The 14,987-nt window shown below is 65.2% G+C and carries 14 protein-coding genes; 8 read left to right on the top strand and 6 right to left on the bottom strand.

What is annotated here, in order from left to right; genetic code table 11:
* The first annotated feature begins 20 nt into the window (after positions 1-20).
* The 4 genes from KM135_RS04505 (at position 21) to KM135_RS04520 (ending at position 3,662) form a co-directional block, all read left to right on the top strand.
* Positions 21-944, top strand: coding sequence for an SDR family oxidoreductase (locus tag KM135_RS04505; protein ID WP_221712776.1), 924 nt, complete (start codon positions 21-23; stop codon positions 942-944).
* Positions 945-960: 16 nt separating this feature from the next.
* Positions 961-1,539: a hypothetical protein gene (locus KM135_RS04510; protein WP_221712777.1), complete on the top strand. Its 579-nt coding sequence runs from the start codon at positions 961-963 to the stop codon at positions 1,537-1,539.
* A 75-nt stretch (positions 1,540-1,614) separates the two neighbouring features.
* Positions 1,615-3,174, top strand: coding sequence for a tannase/feruloyl esterase family alpha/beta hydrolase (locus tag KM135_RS04515; protein WP_221712778.1), 1,560 nt, complete (start codon positions 1,615-1,617; stop codon positions 3,172-3,174).
* Positions 3,175-3,239: 65 nt separating this feature from the next.
* Positions 3,240-3,662 carry a VOC family protein gene (locus KM135_RS04520; protein WP_221712779.1) on the top strand — a complete coding sequence of 141 codons (423 nt, stop codon included), beginning with the start codon at positions 3,240-3,242 and terminating at the stop codon, positions 3,660-3,662.
* 118 nt (positions 3,663-3,780) lie between these two features.
* On the opposite strand, the gene KM135_RS04525 is transcribed toward KM135_RS04520, so the two are convergent.
* Positions 3,781-4,176 carry a winged helix-turn-helix transcriptional regulator gene (locus KM135_RS04525; RefSeq protein ID WP_221712780.1) on the bottom strand — a complete coding sequence of 132 codons (396 nt, stop codon included), beginning with the start codon at positions 4,174-4,176 and terminating at the stop codon, positions 3,781-3,783.
* A gap of 120 nt (positions 4,177-4,296) precedes the next feature.
* On the opposite strand from KM135_RS04525, the gene KM135_RS04530 reads away from it, so the two are divergent.
* Complete coding sequence (locus KM135_RS04530) at positions 4,297-5,040, top strand: SDR family oxidoreductase (RefSeq protein WP_221712781.1); 744 nt, start codon at positions 4,297-4,299, stop codon at positions 5,038-5,040.
* Positions 5,041-5,104: 64 nt separating this feature from the next.
* Here the strand turns inward: KM135_RS04530 and KM135_RS04535 are convergent, their stop codons facing one another.
* The 5 genes from KM135_RS04535 to ligK all read right to left on the bottom strand — a co-directional run bounded on the left by KM135_RS04535 (position 5,105) and on the right by ligK (position 11,499).
* Positions 5,105-6,979 carry a M1 family metallopeptidase gene (locus KM135_RS04535; RefSeq protein ID WP_221712782.1) on the bottom strand — a complete coding sequence of 625 codons (1,875 nt, stop codon included), beginning with the start codon at positions 6,977-6,979 and terminating at the stop codon, positions 5,105-5,107.
* A gap of 83 nt (positions 6,980-7,062) precedes the next feature.
* Positions 7,063-8,538: a lignostilbene-alpha,beta-dioxygenase NOV2 gene (gene nov2, locus KM135_RS04540; protein ID WP_221712783.1), complete on the bottom strand. Its 1,476-nt coding sequence runs from the start codon at positions 8,536-8,538 to the stop codon at positions 7,063-7,065.
* A gap of 51 nt (positions 8,539-8,589) precedes the next feature.
* Positions 8,590-9,492, bottom strand: a complete 903-nt coding sequence (locus KM135_RS04545; protein ID WP_221712784.1) for an amidohydrolase family protein — start codon at positions 9,490-9,492, stop codon at positions 8,590-8,592.
* A gap of 129 nt (positions 9,493-9,621) precedes the next feature.
* Positions 9,622-10,680 (bottom strand): 4-oxalomesaconate tautomerase, encoded by a 1,059-nt coding sequence (locus KM135_RS04550; RefSeq protein ID WP_221712785.1) that lies wholly within the window; start codon positions 10,678-10,680, stop codon positions 9,622-9,624.
* Between the two features lie 147 nt (positions 10,681-10,827).
* Positions 10,828-11,499, bottom strand: coding sequence for a 4-carboxy-4-hydroxy-2-oxoadipate aldolase/oxaloacetate decarboxylase (gene ligK, locus KM135_RS04555; protein WP_221712786.1), 672 nt, complete (start codon positions 11,497-11,499; stop codon positions 10,828-10,830).
* Positions 11,500-11,635: 136 nt separating this feature from the next.
* On the opposite strand from ligK, the gene KM135_RS04560 reads away from it, so the two are divergent.
* From KM135_RS04560 to KM135_RS04570, 3 genes are all read left to right on the top strand, one after another.
* On the top strand, positions 11,636-12,973 hold the full coding sequence (locus KM135_RS04560) for a LysR substrate-binding domain-containing protein (RefSeq protein WP_221712787.1): 1,338 nt from the start codon (positions 11,636-11,638) through the stop codon (positions 12,971-12,973).
* Positions 12,970-13,869, top strand: coding sequence for an NAD(P)-dependent oxidoreductase (locus KM135_RS04565; RefSeq protein WP_221712788.1), 900 nt, complete (start codon positions 12,970-12,972; stop codon positions 13,867-13,869). The genes KM135_RS04560 and KM135_RS04565 overlap by 4 nt, the downstream gene beginning before the upstream one ends.
* Positions 13,870-13,937: 68 nt before the next feature.
* A complete protein-coding gene (locus KM135_RS04570) occupies positions 13,938-14,963 on the top strand; it encodes an amidohydrolase family protein (protein ID WP_221712789.1) in 1,026 nt (341 codons plus the stop codon).
* The last annotated feature ends 24 nt before the right edge of the window (positions 14,964-14,987 follow it).

The following is a 14,987-nucleotide window of genomic DNA, read 5'->3' on the forward strand; positions in this document are numbered from 1 at the left end:
ATCGAGAGGAAAAAGTCATCATGGGATCGCGAGACTGGGCCGGGAAGGTCGCCTTCATCACCGGCGCGGGCACGGGGATCGGCTTCGGCATCGCACGGGCCTTCAGCAATGCGGGCATGCGGCTCGCGCTTTCCTATCGCAACGAGGAGCAGCGGGCGCGCTGCGATCAGTGGTTCGCGGAGCGCGGGCGCGAGGCGCCACTCTGGATCAAGCTCGACGTCACCGACCGCGAGGGCTTCGCCCAAGCTGCAGACAAAGTCATCGATCACTTCGGCAAATGCCATGTGCTGGTCAACAATGCCGGCGTCTCGGTCTTCGGCCCGACGGACGAAGCCAGCTATGCCGACTATGACTGGATCATGGGGGTGAACTTCGGTGGTGTCGTGAATGGCATCGTGTCGTTCGTGCCGAAGATCAAGGAGACGGGCGAAGGCGGGCATGTCATCAACGTGGCGAGCATGGCGGCGTATCTCTCGGGGCCGCAGGCGGGCATCTACACCGCCAGCAAGTTCGCGGTGCGCGGGCTCACGGAATCGCTGCGCTACAATCTCGTGCCTTATGGCATCGGCGTCTCGCTGGTCTGCCCCGCGCTGGTCGCGACCGATGCGGGGCTGAGCGCGCTCAAGCGGCCGGACGCCTTCGAGGGCAGCGGCTTTGCGCCGGTCGACGAGGCGGAGTTGCGCCAGTTCGCCGCGATCTTCGCCAACGGCATGGACCCGCTGGAGGCCGGCGAGAAGATCCTGCGCGGCATGACCGCGAACCAGGGCCTGATCTTCACGCATCCCGAGTTCGCCGAGGACTTCAAGGATATCTACGAAACCAGCCTCGCCGCCCTGCCCAACGAGGAAGCGCCGCCAGAACGGCTGGAAGTCGAGCGCCTGCGCCGCGCGGCCAACAAGGCGGCGCTCGAAGGCGCGAAGATCAGCATCAACGATCTGAGCTGAGACCGCATTCCCGCGCATGGCCCTGTCCGTCATCGTCGATCCCGGCATGGCCGGCGCGTTGCTCTCCGGCCGCAAGACGCAGATGCGCGTGCTGGCCGACAGCGCCTTGGCGCAGGCGGAGCCAGGCGCGATCCTGCGGGTCCGCGAAGCGTGCATCGCCGCGCGCGAGAAGGCGGGACAGGAATATGCGACGGCGCTCAACCGGGCCGACTATGTGATCTTCCCCGATGGCTGGCGGCAGATGCGCGACGGCAGCGGCTGGCAGGGCGCGCGCAAGGCCGATGGCGAGCATCAATGGGTGCCCGCGATCCAAGCGCCCTACTGGGCCTGCCGGATGGGCTTGCTGGTCGAGGGACGGCGTGCGGAACCCCTGCGGCAGATCCGCCGCCGCGACATAAGGGCCGAGGGCGCCGTGCCACTGCTGGGCGGACTGCTCTGGCGCTGGCCAAAGCCGATCCCGGGCCTGCATCTGGGGGCCCGGCGAGCCTTCGCGCGCTATTGGGACCTCAATCATCCGGCGCCCGGCGCACGGTGGGAGGACGATCCCGAAGTGATCGTCCTGGATGTCCGGCTAGTCGCTGGTCCGATGGGATGACATGCTCCCATATGATAGATTCGCGCTAAGATTGCCCGGCGGCAGGTGAAAAAGGCAGTGAGGAGAGAGAAGGACATGAAGAAACTGACATTGGCCGCGATGGCGCTGACGACCACGCTGGCAACGCCGACCATTGCGCAGACCGGCACGCCCTCACCCGACAAATGCGCGGCCTTCGTCGGGGAAAAGCTCGGCGGCGACGTGAAGATCAGGTCCGCCCGGCATGTCGGGCCAGGCCCGGCAGCCGCAGCACCGGGACAGCCGCCGATGACCGTTTCGCTCCCCGCACATTGCCTTGTCGAAGGCGTCATCAACGAGCGCACCGGGGCTGAGGGCAAACGCTATGGCATCGGCTTCGCGATCGCGCTGCCGGACGACTGGAACGGGCGCTTTCTCCTCATGGGCGGTGGTGGCTTGAATGGTTCGGTGCATCCGCCAATCGGTCCGGTCGCGGCCGGCAATCGCCCCGCGCTCGCGCGCGGCTTCGCCGTCCTCAGCCACGACAGCGGCCACGAAGGCGTGGTGTGGGATTCGAGTTTCCGGGCCGACCAGCGCGCCGCACTCGATTTCGCCGAAGCATCGGTCAGGACCGTGGCGCTGCTCGGCAAGGCGGCCACAGCAGCCTATTACGGCAAAGCGGCAAGCAAGAGCTACATGACCGGCTGCTCGACCGGCGGGCGCGAAGGCATGCTGGCCTCGCAGCGCTATCCCGAATTGTTCGACGGCATCATCGTCGGCGCGCCGGCGATGCGGACCGGCGATTCCAACCTCGGCGTCGATTTCACCACCGTGCTGTTCAACCAGGCCGCTCCGAAGGGGCCGGACGGCAAACCGATCCTGACCCAGCTCATCACCGCGGCCGACCGCAAGACCATCCTCGACGGCCTGCTCGCCCAGTGCGACGGGATCGATGGCCTGAAGGACGGCATGATCGAAAATGTCGCGCAGTGCCGCTTCGACCCTGCGCAGCTCCAGTGCAAGACGGGCAAGCAGGACGGATGCCTGAGCGCCGGGCAAGTTCATGCGCTCGCGACGGGGTTCGCGGGACCGAAGGACAAGGCCGGCTATCCCATCTACACGGCGATGCCGTTCGACACGGGCATTGTCGCGACGCCGATGGGCTATCTGCCGAGCGGCCTGCCCGGCCCGTTCGGCCCGCCGAGCACCGCCGTCGAGATCGACCTTGACGCGCGCATCCAAGCGCTACGCAACGACGCGAACCAGCGCCTCACCGACACGAATTACTGGACGAAGCTCAACACCTATCTCGACCGTGGCGGCAAGATGATGTTCTACCACGGCGTCTCGGACTTCTGGTTCTCCGCGCTCGCCACCTGGGACTATTATGAGCGTGCGGCCAAGGACAATGGCGCGGCGTTCACCGATGCCAGCCGCTTCTACATGGTCCCCGGCATGCTGCATTGCCGGGGCGGCAACAGCTTCGACGAATTCGACATGCTGAGCGCGCTGGTCGACTGGGTGGAAGGCGGCAAGGCGCCCGAGGCGATCATCGCGCGGCGCAAGGAAGCACCGGCTGAGACGCGGCCGCTCTGCCCCTTCCCGGCCTATGCGGCGTACAAAGGCGGCGATCCCAAGCAGGCGGCGAGCTTCGCCTGCACGGCGCCGAAGGACTGACGGTTCGGAACCACGTTGAGCCTCCCCGCGTTTCCGGATGCGGGAGGCTTTGACGAGGGGCCGACATGAAATTGCACCGTGGCAGGCTGATTGACCACGTCCATCTGCGAGCGAAGGATCTCCCGGCATCGCAGCGCTTTTACAAGGCCGTGCTGGATGTGGTCGGCATCGAAACTCAGATCGCGGACGATCATCTGATGGCGGACGAACTATGGATCGACGCGCTGGGCGATGACGACAGCGGCAATGCGTCGCACGTCCATCTCGCTTTTCAGGCAGTCGATCGCGCGATGGTCGATACTGGTTACGAGGCGGGCCTTGCTGCCGGCGGGCGCGACTATGGCGCGCCGGGCGAACGGGACTATCATCCCGGCTATTATGGCGGTTTCCTGCTCGATCCGGACGGGAACAACATCGAGCTGGTCTGTCACGGGCCGTTCGAGAAATCGGCCGACAGTGTCGAAATGACGATTCCGGGGCCTGACTGATGGCGCCCTGGGCGCGTGAGCACACGCCCGAACGTGGCGGAAAATAGGAAGCTGGACCCCGGATCAAGTCCGGGGTGACGTGAGTTTATTGCGGGAATATGGTCTGCGGGATTAGCAGTCAGCCCGCCGCCCTCTCGTCGAACCCCTGCCGTGCAGTCTCGACCGTTTCGAGATTGTCCTCCGCCCATGTCCACACCCCGCAGAATGCCTCACCAAGGCTCTCGCCCAGCTTGGTCAGGCGATATTCCACCTTGGGCGGCACCACCGGATGGACCGTGCGCAGGACGAGGCCGTTGCGCTCCATCTGGCGCAGGGTCTGCGTCAGCATCTTCTGGCTGACGCCGGGCACGCGCTTCGAGATCTGCGTGAAGCGCTGCTCGCCATGATCGTGCAGCACCTCGATCAGGATCATCGTCCACTTGTCCGCCACCTGCGCGATCAGGTCATGAACCAGCGCCTCGACGCGCGGATCGATCTCGCCGTAGGTTTCCGGGCTTTGTAACTGGCTCGCCATTTCACACTCTCTTTTTGGTAAGTATAAATCTTTCCGGTGCCTTCTTTCGATTCGAAAGTTAGAGCGTAAATAGGCGTTCGTCCACCCACCCCTCAACCCAATATTTTCGGGAGACGACCCATGAAGACCAGCGGAAACACCATCCTCATCACCGGCGGCGGATCGGGCATCGGCCGCGAACTGGCGCAGCGCTTTCACGATCTCGGCAACACCGTCATCGTCGCCGGACGCACCCAGGCCTCGCTGGAGGAGACCGTGCGCGGCCGCGCGAACATGCACTGGCTGACGGTCGATGCCAGCGACGAAGCCAGCATCGCGGCCTTCGCCAAGACAGCGCTGGAGCGCTTCCCGGCAATCAATGTGCTGATCAACAATGCGGGCATCATGCACCGCGAGGATATCGCGCATGGCGCCGATACGGCGATCGCGGAACAGACACTCATCACCAATGTGCTGGGGCCGATCCGCATCACCAATGCCTTTGTCGATCATCTGTGTTCGCAGGCGGATGCGGTGATCGTCAACACGACCTCTGGTCTGGCGTTCGTGCCGCTCGTCACCGCGCCGAGCTACAGCGCCAGCAAGGCGGCACTGCACAGCTGGACGGTCTCGCTGCGCGAGCAACTGCGTGGCAAGGTCGAGGTGATCGAGCTTGCCCCTCCCGCAGTGCGGACCGAGCTGACTCCGGGCCAGTCGACGCGCGAAGGCTATATGCCGCTCGACGACTATGCGGCCGAAGTGATCTCGCTGTTCCAGCAGGTGCCGACACCGCCGGAAATCCTGGTCGAGAACGTCAAGTTCCTGCGCGATGCGGAGCGCGAAGGCCGGTTTGACGCGGCGGTGTCAATGATCGCGGCGCTTTGAGCAACCTGTTCCCCGGCCCTTCGATTGCCTGCCAAGACAGGCGCTCAGGGCCGGGGAACAGCTATCAAGCCGCCGGGTTCAACACCCGCTCGATCGCGCTGACAGTGACCGGATGATAATTACCCCGCGCGCCGGCGAAGATACGCTCGGCGATCGGCTTGCCCCAGTTACCCTGCGCGACAAGGGCGCGATAAACCGGACGGATGAGCAGATTGCGGCCAACGCGCGGCAGGAACTCCTCGGCAGACGCGATGGCCGGCTGGTAGCGATTGCCGATCGCGAGCACGAGCCAAGCCGAGCGGACATAGGCGTTGGACGAGGTTGAAAGCTTCATAGCACTGTCGAGGTCGGCCAGGCGCTCCGCCGGGAGTTCACGCGGCAGGCCATTGAGGAAGCGCTGCCACTCCTGCGTCCCCCACTTCTCGAAGCCGAGCGACGCGGCCGGCGCCCCGCTCTTCACGCGCTCCATGGCGAGGTCCACCTGCGCGAGCGTCTGCGATTTCACATGCACGGCATTGCCGGGGAGGCCCGGCTCATAGACCCAGCGATCCGGCAGGAGCTGTGCCTCCAGCGCGGCATCGCCCTTGATGAGGTTCTTGCGCAGATCGGCGAGGAAGCCCGCAGTCGTCTGCGGCTGGAAGGCGTGGCGATCGAAATAGGAGCGCAGATATGCGTCCCAGCGTTCGCGGCCGACCGCGCGCTCGATCGTGCGTAGAAAGGTCGCGCCCTTGTTGTAGGCAAGTTCGCCCGCTTCCTCGCCGGGATCGACGCGCAGCTTGGTGGCCGAGGGCTTGCTGAGCTTGAGATCGCGCTGAAGCTCGTCCCAGCTGATATCGGCGAGCACGGCGGCGCGCTCGGTGCCATAGACGATCTCGTCGATCCGGTTCTCGAAATAGGTGGTGAAGCCCTCGTTGAGCCAGCCGTCCGGCCAGGTCGCGTTGGTCACGAGATTACCCGACCAGCTATGCGCCAGCTCATGCGCGACCACATCCACATTGGCCTTGTCGCCAGTGAAGATCGTCGGCGTGAGGAAAGTCAGCGTCGGGTTCTCCATGCCCCCATAAGGGAAGCTCGGTGGCAGGACGAGCATGTCGAAGCGGCCCCAGCGATAGGGTCCATAGAGCTTTTCTGCCGCGTCGATCATCCGCTCGGTATCGTCCAACTCCGGCGCGACACGTGCCAACGTCTCCGGCTCGGCATAAACGCCCGAGCGTGGGCCGAGCGGCTTGAAGGCGAGATCACCGATCGCGATGGCGATCAGATAAGGCGGCACCGGGTGCGGCATGCTGAAGCGGAAGCGGCGCTTGCCGCCGGCGACCACCTCGCCCTGCGGCGTCAGGCGCTCGCCGCTCATCACGGCGACGAACCCCTCGGGTACGGTGATGCTCGCGCTCCAGGTCTGGCGGATGCCTGGGCTGTCCTGCGTCGGCACCCAGCTGCGGTTTTCGATCGCCTGGCCCTGGCTGTAGAGGAAAGGCTTCTGCTTGCCGGCGGTGAGCGAAGGGGGCAGCCAGCCGAGCGCGCTCGCATCGGGCTTCGAGCTGTAGTGGATGACGATCTTGCGGGCTGTGCCGAGCTGAACGGTCAGCGGCGCGCCTTTGGTCTCGTCGCTGGCGCCGACAGTCCATGTCAGCGCCTTACCCCTCGCATCGGTGATCTTCTCGATAACGAGGCCTTTGTCATCGAGGACGATCTCGCGCGCACCCCGGAGGGCGAGGATGTCCAGCGTCGCTTTGCCGCGCATGACTTTTGCGTCGAAATCGGCAGCGAGGTCGAGATCGACATGCGTGACGCGCGCGACCTGCGGCCGGGCATAGGTCTGCGTATCCAGCGCGTCGGGCGTGGTCAGAATCGGCGAAGGCTTGGCCAGCGCGGCATGAAGCGCTGGCGCGACGGTCAGGGCGGAAAGGCTCAGCAGAGCGGGAATGAGATAACGCATCCGGCCTCTTTGCCGAGGCCGGGCGTTTCATTCAAGGGAGGGACGACAAGCCGACTATGTGCGCTGCCCTGACGCGCGCGCCCTCAAGCTGCCTTAGCGGCCAGATAGTCCTTCATCGGCACCCACCAGCCATGAACCTGCGGACGCATGCGGGTCGGGATCGGCACCTTGCAGACCGGACCTGCCGGGAGATTGCCCGCATTCCAGATCCAGATCGCGTGCTCATACTGGTCCGGGCCGGTCTCGTGATCGACCACGCCGACCAGCCAGCCTTCATGGCCCGGCTCGCTGGCATCGACATGGACCGTCTCGCTCATGCCGTGGGCGGGCGGGAGATTGTAGCCGATGATGGCGCCGGTCTGGAAATCGACGCGCAGCAGCGCCGAGAACATCGCGCCGACGACGCCGCCCATGACCGGCGGCCCCATCATCTGCGGGTTCATGCTGCAATAATAGCCCTGCTTGTAGGCACGGCCCTGATCGGCATTGGCGATGCGCGGCATGTCGCCGGGAGGGCCGAGCGGGGTCACCGCAATGCCATCCCCTTCGGCCGCCATGTCCATCGTCCAGCGCTGGAAGCCGCCACCCAGCTTCTGCGGGGGCACGTCAATACCGCTATCCGCCCGAATGTGCGGGAAAGCGATCGTGTCCGTGACATGATGATCCATATGGACCTTGCCGTCCGGCGTCTCGAAGGCGTTCATCATGTGGAAGCTGGAGACGCCCTTCGGTCCCTTGAACCAGCGCATGTCCTTCACGTCGCCGCGCAAGGGCATGATGCCGACATGATATTCGAGCTCGGGATGATGGATCCAGTGCGCGCCCTTGGCCTTGACTATGCCCAGGTCCGCGACGGTCGGCTGTAGCGGGAAGATCGCATAATGCTCGGTGATCACGAAGTCGTGGACCAGACTGCAGAACGGCGCCTCGAACCACTGTTCCCTGACCAGCTTGCCGTCCTTGTCGGTCCACCAATAGGCCATGGTCGCGGAGCAGAGGCCGTCGGCCTCATAGCCGTACACGAACATCTCCTGCGTATCGGGATCGATGCGGACATGGGCGGTCATCGTCTTCGACTTGAGCACGCCGCCGAAGTCATAGGCGCCGATCGTATCGAGCGTGAACGGATCGATGCGATGCGCCGGCCCGTCCTCCTTGGTCATGAGCAGGGTGCCGGCATGCCAGATCGGCGTGGTGTTCGAGACGGTGCCCTCGACACCCTCGACCGAGGGATCGTTGGTATAGGGATTGCGGTAGCGACCGAAGAGGCGCTTGCCCGCCGCATTCTCTGCTTTCCAGCGTGGCGTCTGAACGAATTTGATGTCGTAATCGACCGTGCCGTCCTCGTTGAACAGGACGCGGCTGATCATGCCATCATCGGAGAGAGCCGTGTCCGGCACGAAGAAGGGCTCGAACTGCGGATCGGGAACGGCGCGGAAAAAGACGCCTTTGACGTCCGCCGGAATGCTGCCTTCCGACGGTTTCAGGCCCTTGATCGAAACTTCCCGACCGACGGGCTTGTTGAGGCCCATATAGTCCAGGGTCGCAGGAAATGACATCTCTCTCTCCAGTCTGTGCGCCGCCTGTTTGCGGCTACGGTCTTGGTCTGACTATGACTCAGATCCAATTTCTTCAGGCCAATATAGAAGCGTCGGGTTGGTCACGAGCAACTTCTGCTGCAGCTCCGGCGTCGGCGCAATACGCGGGATCATGTCCACGAGCGCGCCGTCGTCGGGGATCGCGTTCTGCATGTTGGGGTGCGGCCAGTCGGTCCCCCAGATGACTCTGTCCGAATAGTCAGCGACCATTGGCGCTACCGCCCGGGCAAAATCGTCCCATGGCGGGCCGGCGGGCTCCTCCAGCCGGTCCGGGCAGGTCGCCTTGAACCAGATGTCGGGCCGTGAATCTAGCAGGCCGCGGAACGCCTTCATGTCAGCGCCGTCCGGTCCCTGCGTCACGTCGGGGCGGCCCATATGATCGATCACGATGGGCACGGGGATCGCGTCCATGAACGGCCGCAACTCCTCGAGGATGTCCGCCTCGAAATAGATGACGACATGCCAGCCCCTCGGCAGGCGGCTCGCCACTTCCAGGAACTTGTCCTTGGGGGCATCATCGACCAGCCGCTTCAGGAAATTGAAGCGAATGCCGCGCATGCCGCCCGCGTCCATCGCATGCAGCTCATCGTCGCCGATCGCCGGATTGACAACGGCGACGCCCCGCGCCTTTCCTTCCGAAACGGCGATGGCATGCAGGGTCGCTGCATTGTCCGTCCCATGGCAGCTTGCCTGCACGATGACGTTGCGCGCGAAGCCAAGATGATCGCGCAAAGAGAAGAGCTTGTCCGACCCGGCATCCTGCGGGAGGTACTTCGCCTTCGCGCTGAACGGGAACTGCGCCATCGGCCCGAAGACGTGGCAATGCGCGTCGATCGCGCCCGGCGGCGGCGTGTAGCGCGGCCTGGACGGATTGCTGTGCCACGAAAGGATGCGATCACTCGTTTCTGTACTCATAGTCTTATCCTAAAATTCCGTTCGGGCTGAGCTTGTCGAAGCCCCGTCCCTCTTCCGCACGGTCTTGAAGAAGGAAGGACAACCCTTCGACAGGCTCAGGGCGAACGGTGTCTGAGGAATATCCGTCAATCAACCAAATACGACCCCATCCATCAGCTTGCGCGCCGTACGCAGCATCCCGGCTTCGGTCGGCTGGCCGTCGGCATCAACGGTCACCACGCATTCGGTGACGCCGGTCGGATGCTCGACGCCCAGCGTCTTGTTAGCGCCCTCCGGCACCACGGCGACGGCGGCAGCAGGCGATCCCTCGATGAGGCAGGCCGTCGCGACGCTGACCGCACCGAGCACGCCGATCGAGGCATGCACGCGGTGCGGGATGAGCGAGCGGACGGCCACCGCGCCGCCTTCTTTCGGCGGTGCGACCAACATCATCTTCGGGACCGACTTTTCCTTGACGTCGCCAAGGTTCATCAGCGGCCCGGCCTTGAGGCGGATTGCTTCCACCTTCGCCTTCATCGCGGCATTGGCCTCCAGCGTCTCGCGATCCTCATAACCGGTGACGCCGACATCGGAGGCAAGGAACACGACGCACGGCATGCCATTGTCGATCATCGTCACCTTGACGCCGTCGATCTCGTCGACGCCGTTTCCGGTCGGCAGCAGCGCGCCGCAGGATGAGCCGGCCGTGTCGCGGAAGGCGAGCGGGATCGGCGCGGCGGTGCCGGGCACGCCGCTGATCGAGGCATTGCCGGAATAGGTCACCTGCCCGCCCGGCGTCTGCAGCGTGGCGACGGCGACCTGCTCGGTATTCTCCATGAAGATGGCGACGCGCGTCTCGTCGCCGGCCGGGGCGATCAGCCCGCGCTCGATGGCGAACGGGCCGACGCCGGCAAGCATGTTGCCGCAATTCTGGCTGTCCGTCACGATCGGCTGATCGACGAACACCTGCAGGAAGAGATAGTCGACATCGACGCCCTCGCGTTGCGAGCGCTTCACCACCGCGACCTTCGAGGTCAGCGGATCGGCGCCGCCCATGCCATCGATCTGGCGCTCGTCCGGCGAGCCCATGACGCGCAGCAGGAAGGCATCGCGCGCGGCAATGTCCTGCGGCAGATCGTCCGCGAGGAAGAACGCGCCCTTTGAGGTGCCGCCGCGCATCCACATGCAGCGGGCAGAGAAACCGGTCATCAAATCCTCCCCGGAACGGCAAGGGGGACCAGCCACGGGCTGGTGGAGGGGGCTCGCCCTCCAGCGCGACGCTCTCGGCCGCAGGCCCCCTCCACCATTCGCTTCGCGAACGGTCCCCCTCCCCGTTCCGGGGAGGACATGGAACAATCAAACATATTTCAGCCCCAGCTTGGCGAGGGGCTCGCGGAAGCCGTACATGTCCATGCCGAGGACACCGGCCGCCAGCTTTTCGCGCTTGTCGCCTTCATTGGCCTCGCGCTTCTGCGCCGCTTCCAGAACCTTGGCGGCATTGGCGCGCGGCACAACGCACACGCCGTCATCGTCCGCGACGATCACGTCGCCCGGATTAACGAAGGCGCCGGCGCAGACGACCGGCACATTGACGCTGCCGAGCGAGGCCTTGATCGTGCCCTGCGCGAAGATCGCCTTCGACCAGACGGGGAAGTTCATCTCGGTGAGGTCCCGAACGTCGCGGATACCGGCATCGATGATGAGACCGCGACACCCGCGCGCCTGAGCAGACGTCGCCAACAGATCGCCGAAATAGCCGTCCTCGCAGGGGCTGGTCGGCGCCAGCAGCAGGATGTCGCCCGCCTTGAGCTGTTCGATGGCGACATGGACCATCCAGTTGTCGCCGGGAGGCGCAGAGATGGTGAGAGCGCTGCCGCCGATCCGCGCGCCGCGATAGATCGGCCGCATATAGCTGGCGAGCAGGCCCGTGCGGCCCTGCGCCTCATGCACTGTCGCCACGCCGCAAGCGGCGAGACCATCGATCACCGCCGGATCGGCCCGCTCGATATTCTGGACGACGACACCCATGGCAGCTCTCCTCTTCCCAAATTCGCATGATATGACGACCGCCAGCACGACGGCAAGCGGCTCACTCGACCCGCCCGCGAGCGCGAGGCAAGCCGGAACTTTGCGCCGATCATAAGCTGCTGCTAAGTCTGCGTCGATGCTCTCGACCTGGACCTTCAATTTGCGGCACCTCGCCTCGGTCGCGGCGGTCGTCAGCCGGGGCAGCGTCTCGGCTGCGGCGAGTACGGTCCACTTGACCCAGCCGGCGGTGACACAGGCGATCGCACGGGTGGAAACCCAGCTCGGCGCGCAGCTGTTCGAGCGCCGCACGGACGGCATGACGCCCCTGCCCCCGGCGCGCGCGCTCGCATCACGTGTGGAACAGGCGCTGGCGCTGATCGGCTCGCGGCGCGTGACTATGGCACAGATGCGCGCCTTCCTCGCCGTGGCGGACAGCGGCAGCTATGCCGCCGCCGCCCAGCGCACAGGCCTTTCGCAGCCGACCCTGCACCGGGCGATCGGAGACCTCGCGCTCATCTTGCGGCGCACTTTGGTCGAGCGCCGGGGGCGCGGCATCGCCCTCACCGAACCGGGCAGGCGCACCGCCCGCGCCTTTCGGCTTGCGCGAGCGGAGCTGGAAGCGGGGCTGAGCGAGGCGCTCGGCCAAGCACAAAGCGGCCCCGCGCGCATCACGATCGGCGCGATGCCGCTGTCCCGCGCTCGTGTCCTGCCGCTCGCCATGGCGCGCTTCAATACGAGCCATCCCGAAGTGGAGCTCGTCATCGTCGAAGGCTCACACGGCGAACTGGCCGAGCCGCTGCGCGACGGGAGTATCGACTTCATGATCGGGGCGCTGCGGGAAACGGGGTCTGGGCCGGATCTCAGCCAACGCGCTTTGTTCGAAGATGGCGTAATCATTCTCGCAAGGGCCGGGCATCCGCTTTGTTCCCCCTCCCGCAAGCGGGAGGGGGCTAGGGGGTGGGCCTCGACCTCTGAAGCAAGGAGCGACCGGGCGAACACACGCCCACCCCCCGGCCCCCTCCCGCTTGCGGGAGGGGGAGCGGCTCCCCCGTCCCTTGCCGATCTCGCCCGCTATCCGTGGATCGTCCCCTCGCCCGGCGCGCCGCTGCGCACGGGCTTCGAGGCGATGTTTCGCGCTGCCGGCCTCACCCCGCCCATCGTCCCGATCGAATGCGGATCGGTCATGATGATCCGCGAAATCCTGATGCAGACGGATTTCCTCACTCTGCTCTCGCCCGATCAGGTGTCGGTCGAGCGGCAGGCGGGCTGGCTCACATCGCTCGGCGAACCACCCGGCCATTTCGCTCGCACCATCGGCATCACGACGCGCGCACAATGGCGTCCCTCGCCCGCCCAAGCCGCGTTCATCGCCGAGCTGGATAGGGCAGCGGCCGAACCATTCGCTTCACCTTATAGCCCGGCGAGCGATCAAATTTGCGGTTCGCCAAGCAAGAGCGCAGAGGAACTGCCATGAGTCAGAGGATCGCCCTGATCGGCTTCGGAGAGGCCGGCCGGACATTTGCCGGCGCAGCGCAGTGGCGCGAGGCGGCGAGCGTCTTCGACATCAAGACATTGAGCAACGCGACCGCGCCGGCCATGCAGGCGGCTTATGCAGCGGCGGGCGTCACCGGCTGCGAGACACTGGCGCAGGCGCTGGATGGCGCGGAAGTCGTGCTCAGCCTCGTCACCGCCGACCAGACGCCGATCGCCGCGCAGGCCGCGGCAAAGTCGCTGCCCAAGGGCGCGCTGTTCTGCGATCTCAACAGCGTCTCGCCCGGCACCAAGCAGCGCAATGCCGCCGCCGTCGAGGCAGCGGGCGGGCGCTATGTCGATGTCGCCGTCATGTCGCCGGTCCAGCCGGCCGCGATGAACGTGCCGCTGCTCGTCGCCGGCCCGCACGCCGAGGCGGGGGCTGACATGCTGCGCAGCATCGGCTTCACCAAGGTCTCGATTTCGGGCGGGCGCATCGGCGACGCGAGCGCGACCAAGATGGTCCGCTCTGTCATGGTCAAGGGCATCGAGGCGCTCACCGCCGAGATGCTGCTCGCGGCCGAACAGGCCGGCGTGACCGATGCCGTGCTCGCCTCGCTGGGCGGCGACTGGGCACAGAAAGCGGACTATAATCTCGACCGCATGCTGGCCCATGGCCTGCGCCGCGCGGCCGAGATGGAGGAAGTGGTCGTGACGCTGACCGAGCTCGGCATAGAGCCGCTGATGACGCGCGGCACGGTCGTGCGGCAGCGCGCGATGGGCGAGTTGCTGCAGGGCGCGGCGATGCCCGAGGATTTGAAGACGAAGCTTGCTTATCTCGCAGGACGTCATCCTGAACTTGTTTCAGGATCCATTCCTCCTGACGAAGCGGCAGCTTGAGACGGCGAGATGGATGCTGAAACAAGTTCAGCATGACGAAGAGAAAAGAGCATTTGGAAGGTGACTGAATGACGATGATCATCGACTGCCATGGCCATTATACGGTCCTGCCCAAGGCGCATGACGAATGGCGCGTGGCGCAGACAGCCGCCTTCAAGGCCGGCGAAAAGGCCCCGCCCTATCCCGAGATCAGCGACGACGAGATCCGCGAAACGATCGAGGCCAACCAGCTCCGCCTCATCAAAGAGCGCGGCGCGGACATGACGATCTTCTCCCCGCGCGCCTCGGCCATGGCCCCGCACGTCGGCGACCAGTCGGTGGCGGTGCCGTGGGCGCAGGCCTGCAACAATCTGATCGCGCGCGTCGTCGCGATGTTCCCGGACGTTTTCGCCGGCGTCTGCATGCTGCCGCAGTCGGTCGAGGCCGACATGACCAGCTCGATCGCCGAGCTGGAGCGCTGCGTGAACGAACTCGGCTTCATCGGCTGCAACCTGAACCCCGACGCCAGTGGCGGCCATTTCAAGCAGCCCCCCCTCACGGACAAGTTCTGGTATCCCTTCTACGAGAAGATGGTCGAGCTGGACGTGCCGGCGATGATCCACGTCTCGGGCAGCTGCAACCCGGCCATGCACGCGACCGGCGGCTATTATATCGCGGCCGACACGCTCGCCTTCATGCAGCTGCTCGAGGGCAATCTGTTCAAGGACTTCCCGACGCTGCGCTTCATCATCCCGCATGGCGGCGGCGCGGTGCCCTATCATTGGGGCCGCTACCGGGGTCTCGCCGATATGCTCAAGCAGCCGAGCCTCGATACGCATCTCATGAACAACGTGTTCTTCGACACCTGCGTCTATCACCAGCCGGGCATCAACCTGCTCAACGAGGTGATCGAGACAAAGAACATCCTGTTCGGCAGCGAGATGGTCGGCGCGGTGCGCGGCATCGATCCGACCACCGGCTTCTATTTCGACGACACTAAGCGCTATGTCGACGCGCTTCCCATCACGGACGATCAGCGCCACGCCATTTTCGAAGGCAATACGCGCCGCGTCTTCCCACGCCTGGACGCCAAGCTGAAGGCCCGCGGCCTTTGAACCCCATTCCCCTGGAGCGGATGA

It is taken from the genome of Sphingobium xanthum, from assembly GCF_019737615.1.
In the GTDB taxonomy this organism is placed as follows: domain Bacteria; phylum Pseudomonadota; class Alphaproteobacteria; order Sphingomonadales; family Sphingomonadaceae; genus Sphingobium; species Sphingobium xanthum.